The 19105-nt window shown below is 29.9% G+C and carries 17 protein-coding genes; 11 read left to right on the plus strand and 6 right to left on the minus strand.

Annotation, left to right across the window (positions count from 1 at the left end):
• The 5 genes from EGM88_RS07170 (at position 1) to EGM88_RS07185 (ending at position 4404) form a co-directional block, all read left to right on the plus strand.
• Positions 1-1266 (plus strand): MFS transporter, encoded by a 1266-nt coding sequence (locus tag EGM88_RS07170; RefSeq protein WP_123897302.1) that lies wholly within the window; start codon positions 1-3, stop codon positions 1264-1266.
• A 74-nt stretch (positions 1267-1340) separates the two neighbouring features.
• Positions 1341-2063: an MFS transporter gene (locus EGM88_RS16015; RefSeq protein WP_238988402.1), complete on the plus strand. Its 723-nt coding sequence runs from the start codon at positions 1341-1343 to the stop codon at positions 2061-2063.
• Entirely contained in the window at positions 2041-2664 is a 624-nt protein-coding gene (locus tag EGM88_RS16020; RefSeq protein WP_238988403.1) for an MFS transporter, read from the plus strand. Before EGM88_RS16015 ends, EGM88_RS16020 begins: the two co-directional genes overlap by 23 nt.
• Before the next feature lie 141 nt (positions 2665-2805).
• The gene (gene lpxD / locus EGM88_RS07180; RefSeq protein ID WP_123897303.1) at positions 2806-3798 is read left to right on the plus strand and encodes a UDP-3-O-(3-hydroxymyristoyl)glucosamine N-acyltransferase; all 993 of its coding nucleotides are present in this window, start codon (positions 2806-2808) and stop codon (positions 3796-3798) included.
• 168 nt (positions 3799-3966) lie between these two features.
• Positions 3967-4404, plus strand: a complete 438-nt coding sequence (locus EGM88_RS07185; RefSeq protein WP_123897304.1) for a cold-shock protein — start codon at positions 3967-3969, stop codon at positions 4402-4404.
• Positions 4405-4488: 84 nt separating this feature from the next.
• On the opposite strand, the gene EGM88_RS07190 is transcribed toward EGM88_RS07185, so the two are convergent.
• Positions 4489-5322, minus strand: a complete 834-nt coding sequence (locus EGM88_RS07190) for an OmpA/MotB family protein (protein ID WP_123897305.1) — start codon at positions 5320-5322, stop codon at positions 4489-4491.
• 319 nt (positions 5323-5641) lie between these two features.
• Between EGM88_RS07190 and EGM88_RS07195 the strand changes: the two genes are divergently transcribed.
• Positions 5642-6559 (plus strand): EamA family transporter, encoded by a 918-nt coding sequence (locus tag EGM88_RS07195; protein WP_123897375.1) that lies wholly within the window; start codon positions 5642-5644, stop codon positions 6557-6559.
• 48 nt (positions 6560-6607) lie between these two features.
• On the opposite strand, the gene EGM88_RS07200 is transcribed toward EGM88_RS07195, so the two are convergent.
• Complete coding sequence (locus tag EGM88_RS07200) at positions 6608-6826, minus strand: RNA-binding S4 domain-containing protein (RefSeq protein ID WP_123897306.1); 219 nt, start codon at positions 6824-6826, stop codon at positions 6608-6610.
• A 52-nt stretch (positions 6827-6878) separates the two neighbouring features.
• Positions 6879-7808: a peptidoglycan DD-metalloendopeptidase family protein gene (locus EGM88_RS07205; RefSeq protein ID WP_123897307.1), complete on the minus strand. Its 930-nt coding sequence runs from the start codon at positions 7806-7808 to the stop codon at positions 6879-6881.
• Positions 7809-8177: 369 nt separating this feature from the next.
• Between EGM88_RS07205 and EGM88_RS07210 the strand changes: the two genes are divergently transcribed.
• Both EGM88_RS07210 and EGM88_RS07215 read left to right on the plus strand, forming a co-directional pair.
• Positions 8178-10289, plus strand: coding sequence for a M3 family metallopeptidase (locus EGM88_RS07210; protein WP_123897308.1), 2112 nt, complete (start codon positions 8178-8180; stop codon positions 10287-10289).
• 149 nt (positions 10290-10438) lie between these two features.
• On the plus strand, positions 10439-10993 hold the full coding sequence (locus EGM88_RS07215; RefSeq protein ID WP_123897309.1) for a DUF4251 domain-containing protein: 555 nt from the start codon (positions 10439-10441) through the stop codon (positions 10991-10993).
• A gap of 94 nt (positions 10994-11087) precedes the next feature.
• Here the strand turns inward: EGM88_RS07215 and EGM88_RS07220 are convergent, their stop codons facing one another.
• Both EGM88_RS07220 and EGM88_RS07225 read right to left on the minus strand, forming a co-directional pair.
• Complete coding sequence (locus tag EGM88_RS07220) at positions 11088-11906, minus strand: DUF1853 family protein (protein WP_123897310.1); 819 nt, start codon at positions 11904-11906, stop codon at positions 11088-11090.
• Positions 11907-12012: 106 nt separating this feature from the next.
• On the minus strand, positions 12013-14307 hold the full coding sequence (locus EGM88_RS07225) for a type IA DNA topoisomerase (RefSeq protein ID WP_123897311.1): 2295 nt from the start codon (positions 14305-14307) through the stop codon (positions 12013-12015).
• A gap of 194 nt (positions 14308-14501) precedes the next feature.
• Here EGM88_RS07225 and EGM88_RS07230 point away from each other — a divergent pair, with 194 nt between their 5' ends.
• Positions 14502-14861: a hypothetical protein gene (locus EGM88_RS07230; protein ID WP_123897312.1), complete on the plus strand. Its 360-nt coding sequence runs from the start codon at positions 14502-14504 to the stop codon at positions 14859-14861.
• 159 nt (positions 14862-15020) lie between these two features.
• On the opposite strand, the gene EGM88_RS07235 is transcribed toward EGM88_RS07230, so the two are convergent.
• Complete coding sequence (locus tag EGM88_RS07235; RefSeq protein ID WP_238988404.1) at positions 15021-15743, minus strand: arylesterase; 723 nt, start codon at positions 15741-15743, stop codon at positions 15021-15023.
• Between the two features lie 48 nt (positions 15744-15791).
• Between EGM88_RS07235 and EGM88_RS07240 the strand changes: the two genes are divergently transcribed.
• Positions 15792-16481 (plus strand): ABC transporter ATP-binding protein, encoded by a 690-nt coding sequence (locus tag EGM88_RS07240; RefSeq protein WP_123897314.1) that lies wholly within the window; start codon positions 15792-15794, stop codon positions 16479-16481.
• Positions 16482-16526: 45 nt separating this feature from the next.
• Positions 16527-19022 carry an ABC transporter permease gene (locus EGM88_RS07245; protein ID WP_123897376.1) on the plus strand — a complete coding sequence of 832 codons (2496 nt, stop codon included), beginning with the start codon at positions 16527-16529 and terminating at the stop codon, positions 19020-19022.
• Positions 19023-19105 lie beyond the last annotated feature (83 nt).

Genomic DNA, 19105 nt, shown 5'->3' on the forward strand with positions numbered 1-19105 from the left:
ATGCAAAAGAATGACCCCTATGCGGCATTGCGTTTTAGAGAATTTAATATTTTTTTAATAATGCGTTTTGCCATGGTATTTGCATGGTCTATGCAATTTGTAGTAATTGAGTGGGAAGTTTATAGTATTACTAAAGATCCATTATCTTTAGGTATAATTGGTTTAATGGAGGTAATACCTGCTGTTTCTTTGGCACTTTTTGCAGGTCATATTGTAGATCAAAATGAGAAAAAAGGACTACTTATTAAGTGCCTTTTAGCATTTTCTGTAATTAGTTTTGGCCTGTTTTTATTAACCTGGCCAGAAGTTGTTTCAAATTGGTCTTCTGATTTAATTTTATATTCCATTTATTTTTTAGTTTTTTTAGGTGGATTTATTAGAGCTTTTTTAGGACCAACTATTTTTTCTTTATTTGCTTTAATTGTTCCTAAAAAAATATATCCTAATGCAGCAACATGGAGTAGTTCCGTTTGGCAAATGGGAGTTGTACTTGGTCCTGCATTAGCTGGATTTGCAATCAATTGGATAGGTGTACATTGGTCGTTGTGCTTAGTTTTTGCTTTTTCTCTTATAGCTCTTATAAGTCTTTCTTTTATTTCTAAAAAGCCAATACTAAACCCTAAAATTGGTGAAAATGTTTTTAAAAGTTTAAAAGAAGGGATAAAATTTGTATATTCTACAAAAGTAATTTTAGGGGCAATTACCTTAGATATGATAGCTGTTTTATTTGGAGGAGCAGTAGCTTTACTACCAGTATTTGCTCAAGATATATTACATGTTGGGTCAGAAGGATTTGGTATTTTAAGAGCTTCTCCTGCAGTTGGTGCTTTATTGATAATGTTTACTTCGGCTTATTTTCCTTTAAATAAAAATGCAGGTATGAAATTGTTAGCTGCAATTTTTGGATTTGGAATATGTATCATTGTATTTGGTTTGTCTTCTTGGTTTTGGATATCAGTAGTGGCACTATTTTTAAGTGGAGTAACAGATGGTATTTCTATGATTATTAGACAAACTATTTTACAATTAAAAACTCCTGATCATATGAGAGGTAGAGTGGCCTCTGTAAACTCTATGTTTGTTGGTTCTAGTAATGAATTAGGTGCTTTTGAAAGTGGACTCACTGCTAAACTTATGGGAACTGTAAGAGCTGTTGTTTTTGGTGGAGTAATGACTTTAATTACCGTCTTGATGACAGGAACTTTCTTTCCTAAATTAAGAAAATTAGATCTTCGTAAAGATATAGAAGAACATGAAAAAAAATGAAAGGATAGTAATTATTCTATTCATTTAAAATTAGATTAAAAAAATACCTATAAAAATTACATATATCAGTACATTTGGCATCCTTATTTTTAGTGATGTTAGCAGTAAATAAATTCTCTATTATAAATCCTAAAAAAGTACCATTCTTTTATGGATATGTAGTATTGTTTATAGGAACATTAGGTATTTGGGCAAGTATTCCAGGACAAACTGTTGGTGTTTCGGTTTTTACAGATCCGGTAAAAGATGCCTTGGGCCTGACTAGAAATCAGTTTAGTAATGCATATATGATTGGAACTTTTATAAGTTCTTTTTTTGTGCCTAAAGCAGGATTTTTATTTGATAAATATGGAGCCAGATATGTAGCTTTTTTTGCTGCCATTCTTTTATCTTTATCTTTATTATTTGCTTCATTATCAGCCTCAATAAGTGAGTTTTTTAAGCAAATACTCAATACAACTTCTTGGGTAGTTCCATTTTTTGTGATAACCATTTTATTTTTCTTTATCCGATTTAGTGGACAAGGCGTATTAACGATGGCTTCACGGAATATGATTATGATTTGGTTTGATAAAAATAGAGGAAAAGTTAATGCCATCAGTGGTATTGCTGTTTCATTAGGTTTTTCAAGTTCGCCCTTATTTTTAAATCATATTATAGATACTAATGGATGGCAATTAAGTTGGCAGCTCATAGCTCTTTGTTTGCTAATATTTAGTATTTTAATTTTGCAATTTTATAGAAATAACCCTGAAGATTTCAATATGAAACCTGATGGCTTTGTTAAAAAAAACTAATAAAATTAAAATTAAAAAAAATGAACATCATTTTACATTAGATGAAGCAAAAAGTACTAGAGCGTTTTGGATGTTTGCTTTAATATTAGCATTTAATAGTTTTTTTATTACAGGATTCACTTTTCATGTGGTATCTATCTTTTCTAGTCAAGGTTATCCCAAAAGTGAAGCCATTTCGATTTTCTTGCCAATATCAATTATTGCGATTTCAGTAGGTACATTGTTTAATATTCTGAGTGATTACGTACGTCAAAAATTACTATTATACCTGATGTTATTTAGTGGTTTATTGGCTTCTGCTGGATTATTAATGTTGTCTAATAAAATAGGTATTTATTTTTTGATTATAGGACTTGGATGTTTAGGAGGCTTATTTTCAGTTGTAAATGCGGTTACTTGGCCTAGGTATTACGGAAGAAAACATTTAGGTTCTATTACAGGTAAAACGATGAGTTTTTTAGTTATCGCAAGTGCTATTGCTCCAAGTTTATTTAGCTATTGTTATACTAACTTGGGTTCTTATACTTATATAGGTTATCTAAATATTATTTTTCTCGCAGTGCTTATTATAGCATCTATAAAAGCAAAAAATCCTCAGTAATTCTCTAAAAAATAATTATTTATCCTATATTTAACAACATAATCAACAACCTAAAGTTATATCAATAACCATTGTTAATTATTATATTAAAATGACAATGTGTAGTTTGGTATTTTTTACTAAAAAATATATTTACAAAAAATGAAATCATTTACAATTGAAGAAATAAATACTATTCTGGGCGGAGAACTTGTAGGTTCTACTACACTTAAGATTACTGGACCTGAACAACTCGATAAAGCAGAACCACATCATATTAGTTTTATAGGTAGTACAAAATATATTAAATACTGGAATAACTCTAAGGCTTCAGCCGCTATAGTTAATGAAAACTTGACTGTAGATTTAGAAGAAAACAGAGCTTTAATTAAAGTTAAAAATGCTGATTTGGCTATGGCTAAATTATTAGAGGTTTTTAACCCACAACCACCTGTTTTTGATCATGAGATACATCCTACTGCTATAATTCATGACTCGGCAATTATAGGTAAAGGATGTAAGATTGGTGCAGGTTGTTATATAGGTAAAGATGTTGTATTGGCAGAAGGTGTAATTTTATACCCTAATGTAACTATTATGGACGAAACCACTATTGGTTCTCATACTATTGTTTGGTCAGGAACAGTAATTCGTGAAAGAACCGAAATAGGAGCTTACTGTATTTTTCATACTAATGTAAGTATAGGGGCAGATGGGTTTGGATACAGGCCTAGTGAAGATGGTAGGGGATTGGTAAAAATTCCACAAATAGGCAATGTAATTATTGGTAATGGAGTAGAAATTGGTGCCAATAGTTGTGTTGATCGAGGCAAATTTAGTTCAACTATAATTGGTGATGGTTGTAAAATAGATAATTTGGTTCAAATTGCTCATAATTGTGAGCTGGGCAGATCATGTATAATGGCTGGTCATAGTGGTTTGGCGGGTTCTGTTACATTAGGCGATGGCGTTATTATTGGAGGAAGTGCGTCTATAAAAGATCATACAACAATTCATTCTGGTGCAACAATAGGGGCGGGATCAGGAGTAATGGGTGATGTAGAAGCAGGAAAAACAATGCTAGGGTATCCGGCTACTGAATCTAGAGAAATGCTAAAACAATGGGTAGCTTTACGAAAACTAGCAAAGCAATAATAATGGGTATAAAAGGTGTAAATTTATTTCTAAAAAGCTAATAAATTGAATTGTATTTCACCATCTATAAAGTAATAAAAACAAATTAACAAATTAAAATCCCCTTAAAATCACTACCTTTGTAGGATAACCGCTTGAAAAAGCACTAAAACAGTTTTAAGATAAAGAATGGCAAGAGCACAAGAAACCTTTGGTAAAAAAGAAAGAGAAAAGAAAAGATTAAAAAAACGTGAAGAAAAAAGGAAACGTAAAGAGGCTCGTAAAGCGGGTGAAAAAAATGATACGTTTATTTATGTAGATCAATTTGGACAATTGACTGACACCCCTCCAGATCCATCTCAAAAAGTAAAGATTGATGCTGAAGATATAGTAGTAGGAGTACCTAAAAAAGAAGATTATGAAGAAGAAGATCCTATCAGAAAAGGAAAAGTTAATTTCTATGATGATAAAAAAGGTTTCGGATTTATTATAGATTTGGAAAACAATGAAAAATATTTTTGTCATGTAAGTGGATTGCTTGATGAAATTCAAGAAAATGACAAAGTAACTTTCGAACTAGAAAAAGGCCAAAAAGGATTAAATGCTGTTAGAGTTAAAAAGCAGTAGATAGATTATATAATAATTAACTAATAAAAAAGCCTGATGATTTAAATCATCAGGCTTTTTTATACTTATAAATAGATAGAATTATTATTTTTCAGCCATTAAAGCAAAGAATTTATCAATATTTGGTAAAATAACGATACGTGTTCTTCTGTTTTTAGCTCTATTTTCTTTAGTATCATTATCTACTAAAGGTTGGTAGCTACTTCTACCTGAAGCTATTAATCTAGAAGGATCTACACCAAATTTATCTTGCATTCTTCTTACAATAGAAGTAGCACGTAAAACACTTAAATCCCAGTTGTCAGCAACACGAGCGTTACTAATAGTTCTTGAATCTGTGTGTCCTTCAACCATTAAATCTAAACTAGGTTCAGATTTTAATAAGTCAGCTATTTTTTGTAATACACCATCAGCTTTGTTACTCATTCTATAGCTAGCTGTTTTAAATAGTAAATTATCAGCAATCGTAATCATTACAACAGTTTCATTAATGTTGATATCAACTTCACCGTTAGAATCTTCACTTAATTCACTTCCTGCCATAGTTTGCTTTAAATTATATGAAACTGCTAAATTCATAGAGTCTTTTAAGGTTTTTGCACCTTTAACTGCCTCTGGATCCATTTTAGAAATAGTAGCTCTCATTTGTTTTTTAGCATCATTAGAAATTACACTACCATCTGAAGTGGTTAATTTTGCATCATTTTCTTCTTTAAGAGCATTAATTTTGGCATTGTAGGCATCAACTTTAGCTTCAATTGCAGCAAACTTAGCTTCTAATTCGTCTTTTTCAATTGCCGTTTTATGTAATTCTCCTTTAATTTGGTCTCTGTCCTGTTCTAGTGCAACATATTTCTTTTTTGATACACATGCAGACAATAAAACCATTGTCAATACTAATACTGATACTTTTCTCATAATTTAGTGTTTTTAATTTAATTTAGAATTTAACTTGTGTTTTTTGTAGTTGCAAATTTATAATAAACTATCTATTAAACAATTATAAATTAGTACATTTATTAAAAACCTTCCTTTTCTTAAGTTGTTAATTTTTAAAGAGTTGTTTGTTATTTAGTTGATAACAAGAATAATACATACTGCAATAGTTGTAATTATTATACTAGCAGAGATTGTAGTTTACACATGATAAAGTTTAGAAATAATAATTTTTATTGATTAGCTTAAAGATGCATTGATATCAAATTATTGTATAATTTTGGCAACTATTTTAAAGCGAATGAGTCAACAACCTAAAACAATTCTTGTAGTATTAGCATTTTTCTCTATATATGTTATTTGGGGATCTACTTATTTAATGAATAAGATTGCTGTTACGGAACTTCCTCCTTTTAAATTAGCAGCTATTCGTTTCTTAAGTGCTAGTTTCCTCATTTTTATTATATCTAAAATAATGGGTATTTCAATAAAAATTACACGTAAACAATTTAAAAATACAATAATTGCTGGTTTTCTATTTTTAACTTTTGGAAATGGTGTTGTGGTTTGGGCTCTAAAGTATGTAGATAGTGGTTTCGCAGCTCTTGAAATTTCTGCTCAGCCTTTAGTAGTTTTACTGTTGATGAGAATTTTTCAACGAAAAAAAATTCAACCAATGTCTTTAGTTGGTGTTTTTTTAGGTATGATTGGAATTTATCTTTTGGTAAGTCAACAACATTTAATAAGTAATGAGAACTCAATTATTGGTTTGACTATGATATTCGCTTGTATGATAAGTTGGGGGTGTGGTAGTATATTTGTAGGTAAAGCGGATTTGCCTTCTAATTATTTTATTAATACAGGGTATCAAATGTTAATGGGTGGTATCATGTTACTTATTGCAAGTACTGTATTTGGTGAAAACTGGATAAATCCGATGGAATGGAGCTATGAAGTCCAACTCTCTATGATTTTATTAATCACTTTTGGAAGTATTATCGCTTTTACGTCATTTAATTATCTATTAAAATTTGTTTCACCTGAAAAAGTAGCTACTTCTACCTATGTAAATCCTATTATTGCCTTGATATTAGGATGGTATTTTTTAGAAGAACAAATTACAACACAGTCAATTGTAGCGGCTGTAATTCTTCTTACTGGAGTGTATTTTATTAATACAGCAAAAAAAATAACACTACATTCTAGATTTAAAAAGTAATTGAATTATTTATTAGAATAAAAAGTAGTAGACTGCTCCAAAACATTATTAAATAATTTCAATCAAGGTTCCTTGAATATTAACAACATCTCCTTGTACTAATTTGTTTCTAACTCGTGTCTCAATAAGGTTATTTACAAGTACTTCTTCATTTTGGATGATGAGTTTTGCATGTCCTCCAGTTTGGGCATAGCCTAATACCTGCAATAACTTATTTAAAGGGATATATGCTTGGTCTGATCTTAATTCGAATTTTTTTTCAATCATTTTCTTTCCTTTGAATTTGAGCTGTTTAGTGTTCTTTAATTAATAAATCAGTTTAAGGCAAACCTATAATCAATCTTCTGCCTATTCTTAATGTAGTATTTCTTTTTATACCATTTGCTTTACATATAGCAGAAATTGATACTCCGTATTTGTTTGCAATTCCAGAAAGTGTATCTCCCTTTCTTATTTTATGTGTTTTAACTGGGGCTACTTTTTGAAGTTCAGCTTCTTCAAATGAATTGGCAATAACAATTTTACTTTGTCTTCTAGAGCTATGTAAATGTGGACTTGTCCATTTGTTAGTTACCCATAATTCCTTATTTCTAATTCTATTTTTATTTCCAAAATCAAATAAATAATCAGGGTTTATATAGTTTCCTTTATAAATAGCTTCAAGATGTAAATGGCTGCCTCTAGCGTTTCCCGTTGTACCACCTAAGCCTATAGGTTGTCCTTTAAAAACCAATTGATTTTCTTTAACTAATTGTTTAGATAAGTGAGCGTAAACTAACTCTAATCCATTACTATGTCTTACAATTACAGTTTTGCCATGTCCTCTGCTATATTTTACATAACGTACTTTTCCATCTAACATTGATGTTACTGTATCTCCTGTTACTAAATCAATATCTATCCCTTTATGGGGTCTTCTATGTCTCCATCCAAATCTTGATGTAATTACTTTTCTATCTGTTGGTATAGGAGAAACATATAAACTGTCTCTAAATAATAGTTGAAAATGAATGTTTTTTATTGGAATAGGGAAAGGATTGTAACGACTATTGTCCCAATATTCATTTAAATTAGGGTTTTCACTAGAATAATTAACTATTAAATCTAAACTTTCTTTGCTAAGAAAATTTATATGTGTGTTTATTTTTTTTTCTAGATTTTTTATAAACAATGGGTCAATAGCTTTATTTTGACCATATGATGTATAACTAAATATTGTAAGAAAAACTAAGGGGAAAAATCTTTTCATATAATGGAATAATTCATAACTTAAAAAATAGTTGCGTAGATGTTGATGTTTTATACATATAATCACAAAACCTTTTTTACAAAAGTAGTATTTTTAATTATATAGAAAATTAGGAATAAATTATTACAACTTTTTTTACATTTAATATGCAGTATGTTAATAGTTTATGTGTTATTATTTAACTAATAATTAACGGATTTCTAACAATTTTTTTTATCATTATCCATGTTTATATTTGTTCCAAGTATGTCTATAATTGAGAATAATTTATTCTAATTTTTATTTATGATAGGTATTGATTGAAAGTGTTTAATTGTCAATTATATCTTTTTCCATATCTTTACAATACTTAAAAAAAATCTACTTTTTATGAAACTTATTTTAAAAATTTTATTGCTTTCTATAGTGGTTACATCTTGTCAAAAAAATCAAAAAGATACTTTATCAAATATGAATACAGAAACAAACCCTTTGTTGTCAGAAAGCAATTTGCCATATTTTGCTCCTGATTTTAATTCTATTAAAAATAAACATTTTAAACCAGCTTTATTAGAAGGAATTAAACAGCAAAAGCTAGCTGTAGAAAAAATAGCAAATTCAAATGAAACACCTACTTTTGATAATACAATATTGGCATTAGAAAAGAGTGGAGCTTTACTAGATAGGGTGTCTAATGTTTTTTATGCACTTACTAGTGCCCATACTAATGATTCTATAAAAATTATACAAGAAGAGATTGCTCCAAAGCTGTCGGAATTAAATGATGCTATTTATTTAAATGGAGAATTGTTTAATCGTGTTAAAGAATTATATAATAAAAAAGATAGCTTAAAATTAGATTCAGAATCTTTAAAGTTGTTGGAAAACTATTTTGAAAATTTTGAAATTGCAGGAGCTAATTTATCGCCTGATAAAAAGGAGATTTTAAAGAAGTATAATACAGAATTAGCAACTCTCACAACTAAGTTTAATCAGACATTATTAGAAGCAAATAATGCGGGAGCTATTTTAATTACTAATCAAGAGGAACTTGAAGGATTGTCAGATTCTCAATTAAAATCATTAAAAGATACTGCTAAAGGTGGCTGGGTAATTCCATTACAAAATACTACGCAACAGCCTTTATTACAATCATTAACAAATAGAAAAACTAGAGAAAAGATTTTTATGTCTTCATGGAAAAGAGCGGATGGTACTGAAAATGACACAAAAAATATTATTAAAGAAATTGCTAAAATTAGGGCTTCTAAGGCTGCTTTATTGGGTTTTAATAATTATGCCGAGTGGAGTTTGCAAAAGACTATGGCAAAAAAACCAGAGAATGTATTTAATATGTTTAAAGGGCTAATCCCTGCAGCAACAAAGAAAGCACAGAATGAGTCTGATGAAATACAAAAGATGATTACGGCAAAAGGAGAAGATTTTACTCTTGAGCCTTGGGATTGGAATTACTATGCAGAAATGGTTCGTAAAGCTAAATATGATTTAGATGAAGAACAGATAAAACCATATTTTCAATTAAAAACTGTATTGGAAAAAGGAGTTTTTTATGCTGCAGAAAAACTTTATGGAATTACATTTAAACAAAGAACAGATATTCCGGTATATCATGAAGATGTGTTGGTATATGAACTTTTTGAAGAAAATGGAGATCAATTAGGGTTGTTTTATGGCGACTTTTTTGCTCGTTCTAGTAAACGAGGAGGAGCATGGATGAGTAATTTTGTAACTCAATCTAAACTTTATAATAAAAAACCTGTAATTTATAATGTGTGTAATTTTTCTAAACCTATTCAAGGAGAACCTGAATTATTGACATTTGATGACGTGATGACGATGTTTCATGAGTTTGGGCATGCATTGCATGGCTTTTTTGCAAATCAGCAATATCCTTCTTTGTCAGGAACATCTGTAGCTAGAGACTTTGTGGAATTTCCATCTCAATTCAACGAAAATTGGGCCTTACATCCTGATATTTTAAAAAATTATGCTTTACATTACGATTCAGGACAATCAATACCACAGTCACTTATAGATAAAATTAAAAAATCAGGTACATTTAATCAGGGGTATAGTTTAACAGAGAATTTAGCAGCTTCTAACTTAGACATGCAATGGCATACGATTAACGCAGATGATGATATTAGTGATGCTAATGATTTTGAAAAGGAAGCATTGCGTACTACTAAATTAGATGTTGTGCATGCGGTACCACCTCGTTATCGTTCTACTTATTTTTCACATATTTTTGGTAGTGGTTATGCCGCAGGATACTATTCTTATTTGTGGACAGAAATGCTTCACCATGATGCTTATAATTGGTTTGAAAATAATGGTGGTTTAACTCGTGAAAACGGACAGCGTTTTAGGAATATGATTCTTTCTCGTGGAAATACTATTAATTTAGATCAAATGTATAGAGATTGGCGAGGTGGAGACCCAAAAATAGAACCAATGTTAAAGGCAAGAGGATTACAATAAATTGATATATTTTAGTGATAATGTGTTGATATTGCTTTTATTGTTTTTTAATTAGTTTCGGCATGTTTTTTGTGCTTATTAATTTGATTATATAGCATCATTTTAAAATTACAATCTAAATATTCACGTCGTAATTAAATAGCAATAAAATGAGAACAGTTTATTTTTACTTAATGTTGATGCTTGGACTCTTGAGTAGCTGTGCAAGTACAAAGAGTGTGAATACAGATCAAATTAAAAATATTGTAGAAAAGCAATATTTTAATATAGAATCGGACATAGCTCAACCTTCTGCATCAGTTGGTATGGCTAACTTACAAAATTCAGGACTGTTAGGTATTGGTAATTCAGCTAGCAATATTAATTTAATAGGAAATAGTAATTTTTTAGAAGTAAAAGGAGATTCTATTACATCATATTTACCGTATTACGGAGAAAGATATTCTAATGTGGGTTATGGAAGTGATAATGGAGGAATAGAATTGGAAGGAGATGTTAAAAATTATGTTGTTGTATGGAATGATAAAAAACAACATTATACAATTACTTTTCAGGCAAAGAGTAAAAATTCCAATGAATTATTTGATGCTAGGTTGGTATTGTATCCGAATTTAAAAAGCTATTTAACTTTAAGTAGTCCTTCTAGAACAAGCATAACATATATTGGAAAAGTAAAGGAAATCTATGATAAAACGTCTAGCTAGTTTTTCCGAGTATAATAAATTTTTTTACTTAAATTATTAATAGATATCACTGGCTTTAATTATTTTTTTATCAGAATATTGTATTTTTTAATATTTAACTCCACCATACTACAAAAAATTTATTAGTAATTCCATTTGGAAATTTTACCCAACACAAAGGAGAGGTGTTTCCTTTTAGTATAGGAGTAACTTTTTTAGAAAATATGCTAAATGGTAACCAATCAATTTGTATTTGAATTTCAGAAAGCCAATTTTGTTTAGATGGGATGTGAAATTTACAATCTTTTAGCTGTTCAATTTCAGATAATTTAATGTAGAATCCATATAAACAATCTTTGTTTAATAATTTAAAGGTGGGAATTTCTTCGTTATAAGGGATAAATAATTGAGCTTTAAAATAAACCTGTTGTTTTATTTGTTCTGCATTTAAGTTCAACTTGTCTAAAATTGGTTTAGTATATTCTGAATACAGTAAAGGAAGTTGTTTTTCTTTTAATTTCGTTAATTTTTTAAGTAAATTATCATTTCTATTCGGTCCAATCCAATGGTCTATTTCTTTTAATCCTACACGATTATCGTATAAATAGAATTTATAAACTACTTCTAAGTGAATAGGAATTTTATTATAAGTTAAAATACAATCAAGCTCTCCAATAGTTCGTTTATTAACCTGTATTTGCTTATTTTCTAAAACTATTTTAACATTATTTATTTGTTGTAAATCGTAACTTAGAAATTGCTCTACACGTTTTCCTAATCGTAAATTATTTGGAAGTAGTTTATTAAAAGTAACCTGTTGTTGTTTTGGCATTTGAAATTGCTTAAGCCCTAAAACGGTATGATTTATCCATAATTGAGGAGTTTTAGTGTAGCCTTGGTATTGATTTAATATATAACTATTGAAGGGGCTCATACCGGCTAAATTAAATCAAATTTATAAATAACCTTTAGAAATTTAGAAAAGATCATTTTTAGGTTAAAGAACGGTACTAAAATAGTAATTTCAACAAATTTAAATACTATTTTCCACTCAATATGTTGTAAACTAATTCTTTTGTTAGTTTTTTGTCGCCGGCTCTTCTTCTTATTTCATTAAAAGGAAATTTAAAATCGCACCCTAATTTATAATTACTACAGCCATAAGCTTCTTTTCCTTTTATAATGGTTCCTTTTTTACATTTAGGACAAATTAATTGGTCTAAAGTTGATTTTTTTCCTGTCTTTTTTTCTTCAAGAACAAGGTTAAATTGCTCATCAAAACGGATTAAACCTTCTACAGTGCCGTTTTCTGTTTTAAAACCTTTTAAGTTAACAGTAGATTCTTTCTTAAGCAATCGGATAAATTGTTTTTCTGAAATTTTTTTCCCCATAAATTTAAATGGAAGTATAAAATTACATCCATTTTTATAATTACTACAGCCGTAAGCACTTTTACCTTTTAAAAGTAATCCTTTTTTACATTTAGGGCATGTTTCTGCTGTAATTCTTGAAACCTTTTTGGTTTGTTTTTTCTTTTCAAGGTTTTGAATAATTGTGGCTTGTGAAATGTTAGCACGTTTTGTTTCACTTCGTACTTCATAGACCAATTGATCTACCATACGTTTCATATTTTTTATAAAAGTACCTGCACTATATTCACCTTTTTCAATATCTTTTAGTTGTTTTTCCCATTTACCAGTCAATTCAGCAGATTTTAATAACTCATTTTGAATGGTATCAATTAATTTTATTCCTGTAATAGTGGGTAAAATCTGTTTTTTATTACGCTTAATGTATTGTCTTCTAAATAAAGTTTCAATAATATTTGCTCTTGTTGAAGGTCTTCCTATTCCATTATCTTTCATTAAATCACGCAATTCTTCGTCATCTACTTGCTTTCCTGCAGTTTCCATAGCACGTAGGAGGGAGGCTTCTGTAAATTGATTGGGAGGTTTTGTTTGTTTTTCTAAAAAAGAGGGTTCATGGGGTCCTTTTTCTCCTTTAACAAAGTTAGGTAATATCCCTGTTTCTTTTGATGTCTTGGACTCATTCTTATTTTCAAAAACTACTCGCCATCCTTTTTTTATAATTTCTTTACCTGTAGTTTTAAAATTGACATCTGCCGCTTTTCCAATTACTGTTGTGTTTGAAACTTCGCAATCTTCATAAAATACGGCAATAAAATGTTTTGTAATAATATCATATACCTTCTGTGGGTTTTCATGTAAGGGTATTTGTACACCTGTAGGTATAATAGCATGGTGGTCTGTTACTTTTTTATCGTTAAAAACTCTACTAGATTTCTTAATTTTTTTTCCTAATAGAGGTTGGGTTAATGCTGCATATTTAGTCAAATTTTTTAGAATTCCAGGTACTTTCGGATAGATATCATTAGGTAAAAAAGTGGTATCAACTCTAGGGTAGGTAACTACTTTTTGTTCATATAATTTTTGAACTATTTTCAATGTGTCATCAGCTGAAAATCCAAATTTTTTATTACAATAAACTTGTAATCCTGTTAAATCAAATAGTTTAGGAGCATAATCTTTTCCTTTCTTTTTTTTAGCAGATACAATTTCAAATTCATGTTCTTTAACTTTATCAGCTAAAACTTGACCATCTTCCATTTTTAAAAACCGACCTTCTTCATAACTAAATAAGGTATTACGATATAAGGTTTGCAGTTCCCAATAGGGTTGTGGTTTAAAATTTTCAATTTCCTTAAAACGATTTACAACCATTGCTAATGTTGGCGTTTGTACTCTGCCAACGGAAAGTACTTGTTTATAACCGCCATGTTTTACAGTGTATAATCGAGTAGCATTCATACCAAGCAACCAATCACCAATAGCACGTGAAAAGCCCGCATAATAGAGATTATTATATTCCTCAGCTGGTTTTAGGTTATTAAATCCTTCTTTTATCGCTTCTGTAGTTAATGAAGAAATCCATAAGCGTTGTACTTTTCCTTTGTAATTAGCCTGATCTAAAACCCATCGCTGAATCAGTTCTCCTTCTTGGCCAGCATCACCACAATTAATTACAACTTCTGCTTTATCAAATAATTGCTTAACAATATTGAATTGTTTTTTTATACCTGAATCATCAACCACTTTGGTTTTAAACTTTTCAGGGAGCATAGGTAAGTTGTTTAAATCCCAACTTTTCCAATGTGGTTTATAATCGTTAGGTTCCATTAATGTACATAAATGACCAAAAGTATAGGTGACTGCATAGCCATTACCTTCAAAATAACCATCGTGCTTGGTTTTGGCACCCAATACATTGGCTATTTCTCTAGCTACACTTGGTTTCTCCGCAATACAGACCTTCATTTATTAGCACTTTTTAGGGTCGCAAATTAGTGATAAAAAAGTGTTGTAACAAGAGTTATTTTATAGAGTTTGTAATATTTTAAAGAGATTTATAATTTCTATAACTTTTAATTTTTTGAAAAAATAAGTGCGGTTTTTATATTTGCTTCCATAAAATTTATAAGTATCTGAATAACCCAAATTTTTTAATTGTAATGAAAAAATATGTTGTAGCTTTTTTACTAACTATTTGCTCTTTTTCTTTGTTTTCACAAAATATTTCACCTGATGATATTAAAGAAGGCTCTGAATTTAAAATAGGAAAACCACTTGTTGAGTCTTATAAACATATCAATTTTCCAAAACCAAATTTTATTATTAAACGTGGAGGAATTGTAAACTACAAAAATATTGAAGGAAGTTCTGTTTTAGTAACAGACATTAAAGAAAAGAAAAATGGGACTACTATAGCTAAAATAAAACGTAAAGATGGAAAACGATTTTTTGGTAGTTATAAAGTAGTAACCGTAGATATTGATAATGCATTGACTTCTGGAGAGTTAATTGCAGATTGATTTAAAGTCATATTCTACTTAAATCAACAAAAGATTGATTTTTTTTTTAAGTAGGGTTAATCATTCTTTGTTTAATAAGTTAGTTGTTAACTTCGCTCAATATTTAATGTAAACGTAAATTTTTTAATAAAAGCAATGTTTTAAAGCTATTTACTATTGTTATTCTAAAACTTTGCTTAAAACTTCCCAAACATTTTTAGCCACAATTTTATGTCCTTCTACTGTTGGGTGTATACCATCTGGCTGATTCAATTCAACCACACCTCCAACATCTTTTAAAATAAAAGGAATAAATGGAAGTTTATTTTCTTTGGCTAAATCCACAAAAATAGTTCGAAACTCTGTGGTGTATTCAGGCCCCATATTGGGAGGAAGTTCCATGCCTGCTAAAATGATAGTAGCTTTTGGTATTTTTTTTCTTACAATATCAATAATAGACTGAAGGTTTTCTTTAGTTTCTTTTAATGGAATACCTCGTAAGCCATCATTAGCACCTAGTTCTAAAACAAAAATGTCTATATTTTGTTTTAGTATCCATTCAATACGACTTTTTCCACCAGCACTAGTTTCACCACTAAGTCCAGAATTAATTACTGTATAGTTTAATCCTAAAGAATCTATTGTCGATTGAATTAGGCTTGGAAATGCATCATTAGAGTCTTCTAATCCATAACCTGCGGTTAGGCTATCTCCAAAAAATAGAATTTTTTTAGTATTGGAAATTGAAGTAGTATTTTGTTCTGTATTATTAGTATCAATAGGTGTTGTAGTGTTTTTATATTTAGATGCATCACCACGGCAAGCAATAAGCATTAGGGCTACAATAAAATAACAAAACTTTAAGAGAATCGGATGAGATTTTGTATATAGATTAGAAATCATTTGTTTATTTTGCGGCTTATGCATTATGCGAGAAATTAATTATTAGTTATGTCAAAGATATTAAAGATTCATGAGCTTGAGAAAACTTATAGTAGTGGTTCTAAAAAAATAACTGTTTTACATAATATTTCTTTTGAAATTGAGAAAGGAGCAGTTTTTTCTATTGTAGGTCCTTCAGGAAGTGGAAAAACAACATTACTTGGTCTTTGTGCTGGGTTAGATAGTCCTAATTCAGGCTCGGTTGAATTGTGTGGACATAAAATTACAGAATTAAATGAAGATGAACGAGCTCAACTACGAAATAGGGAAGTAGGTTTTATTTTTCAAAATTTTCAATTGCTTCCAACGCTAACCGCATTAGAAAATGTAATTGTACCGTTAGAATTGCAAGGTTCAAAAAATGCAATTAAAATTGGTATGGAATTATTAGATAAAGTAGGTCTTTCAGACAGATTTCATCATTATCCTTCTCAATTATCGGGAGGCGAACAACAACGTGTTGCTTTGGCTAGAGCATTTTCGAATAAACCTACAATTTTATTTGCTGATGAGCCAACTGGAAATCTGGATGAAGAAACTGGAGAAAAAGTAATTCAGCTTTTGTTTGAATTAAATAAAGAAGCAGGAACTACACTCGTAATTATTACTCATGATTTAGATTTAGCCAAAAGAACGCAACAAATTTTGAGATTAAAGGGAGGGAAAATTATGTCTAATGAAAGAACAGCTACTGTTTAAATGAAAAATGCTCAATCAAAAGCAACGTTAGCGTGGTTATTTAAAATGGCCTGGCGAGATGGTAAAGCTAGTAGCTCTAGACTATTACTATTTATGGCTTCTATTATTTTAGGTATTGCAGCTGTAGTTTCAATCCAGTTGTTTAGCGAGAATTTAAAAGAAAATATAAAAATACAATCTAAGGCTATGATGGGGGCAGATTTTGTCATAGATAGTAGGCAAGATCCAACCCCCAAGGTAAAAGCAATAGTAGATTCATTAGTACCATCAGCCTCTGAAGTAAATTTTTCTTCTATGGCATTATTTCCTAAAAATGGGGAGTCTAAATTAATAAAAGTAAGAGCTATAGAAGGGAGATTTCCATTTTATGGAACCTTAGAAACAGAACCTGTAACTGCTGCTGCTACATATCAAGAATTAGGAGGAGCATTAGTTGATGCTACCTTGATGTTGCAATATAACTTAAATAAAGGTGACTCTATTAAAATAGGAAAACTCAGTTTACCTATTATAGGTACTTTAAATTCTATTCCTGGATCAACGGCTATTTCAGCTTCTGTAGCTCCAACAGTACTTATTCCATATCGTTTTGTTAACAAAACGGAATTGTTACAATTTGGAAGCCGTAAAGAATATCAATTTTTCTTTACGGCTCCTTCAACAATGAATTTAGAGCAATTAAGTAAAAAGTTAAATCCCATTTTAAAAAGTGAAAATGCTGATATAGATACACATATTAATGAAAGTAAACGCTTGGGTAGGCGTTCTGAAAATGTAGGAAAATTTTTGAATTTAGCCGCTTTTATAGCTTTATTACTTGGTAGTATTGGTATAGCAAGTTCTGTTCATATTTATATTAAAGAAAAATTAAGACATGTAGCTGTTTTAAAATGTTTAGGAGCATCTCGAAAACAAAGTTTTTCTATTTTTTTAATTCAAATAGCATTCATAGGATTGCTTGGGGGTATTTTAGGTACTCTTCTAGGAATAGGACTCCAGCAGGCATTTCCTTTGCTTTTACAGGAATTTTTACCGTTTGATGTTGAAATATTTATTACGCCTCAACCAATAATTATGGGAATTTTACTTGGGGTTTTAATGTCTGTTTTGTTTGCTTTATTACCATTACTTGGTACATGGTATGTTTCCCCATTAGAAGTATTACGAGTTTCTCAACAAAATGATGGTAAACCTAGAAAAGCAAGAATAGTAACTTTGGCTGCCATTATAATATTTATTTATTTGTTTTCTTATTGGTTATTAAATGATTGGCTATTTGCTTTTGCATTTGTAATAGGAGTAGCGATAACATTTTCAATATTAGCAGGCAGTGCAGTCTTATTTATGAGAGCAGTTAAAAAATATTTTCCCGAAAATTGGGGGTTTACAGCTAGACAAAGTTTATTAAACCTATATCGACCTAACAATCAAACAATGGTGTTAATTTTAGCTATTGGGTTGGGTACTTTTTTAATTAGTACATTGTATTTTACAAAGGACATTTTATTAGCAAAAACAGCATTAGAAAAAAATGAGAATAACCCAAATATTATTTTATTAGATGTACAGCCTTCACAACGAGACGAAGTTGCTAATGCTATTGTAGATAATGGTTTTAAAGTGCTTGATAATATCTCTTTAATTACAATGAGAATACATAGTATTAAAGGAAAATTAGCCAATGATTTAAGAAAGGATAGTATTTTAAAAGTAGATAAATGGGTGTTAAATCATGAGTTTAGAACAACATTTCGTGATTCTTTAATTGCTTCTGAAGAGCTGGTAAAAGGGGAGTGGGTGCCCGAAATTAAAGCAGGGGAGCCTATAGTGGTTTCACTTTCAGAAGATCTTGCAGAACGAGCAAAAGTTGATGTTGGTGATAACATAGTTTTTAACGTGCAAGGAGTATTAATGGAAACTACAGTAGGAAGTCTTAGAAAAGTTGATTGGGCCAAAATGCAAATGAACTTTACTGTTGTTTTTCCTAAAGGTGTACTAGAAAACGCACCTCAATTTCATGTGTTAGCTACACATGTACCTGATAATGAGAGTGCGGCGTTATTGCAACGTAACTTGGTAAAAGCATTTCCAACCATTTCAGTAATAGATTTAAGACAAATGTATACGGTTGTGGAAAGTATTTTAGATAAAATTTCTTGGGTAATTAACTTTATGGCATTTTTTAGTATTCTAACAGGAATTATTGTGTTGATTGGATCTGTACGGACAAGTAAATACCAACGGATAAAAGAAAGTGTGCTCTTACGTACTATGGGAGCTAAAAGTAACCAAATATTAAAAATTACTGCATTAGAATACTTATACCTAGGTTTGTTAGGTAGTTTTATAGGAATTTTATTGTCTTTTATTGGAAGTCAGATTTTGGCAACGGTACTTTTTAAAGAACCTTTTGTGCCTTCAGCTATTCCGTTTTTAGTATTCTTACCAGGAATTACAGCCTTGGTATTGTTAATTGGCTTAAGTAATATTAGAAGTGTGTTAAGTAGTCCGCCATTAGAAGTGTTACGGAAAGAAGGGTAGAAACGTTACTCTAACTTTTGATATTTTTAAAATTTTGCAAACTCTCAAGAGTTATTCAATATTTACGCGAATAGTTTTCGGTA

It is taken from the genome of Aureibaculum marinum (assembly GCF_003813905.1).
Lineage (GTDB): Bacteria > Bacteroidota > Bacteroidia > Flavobacteriales > Flavobacteriaceae > Aureibaculum > Aureibaculum marinum.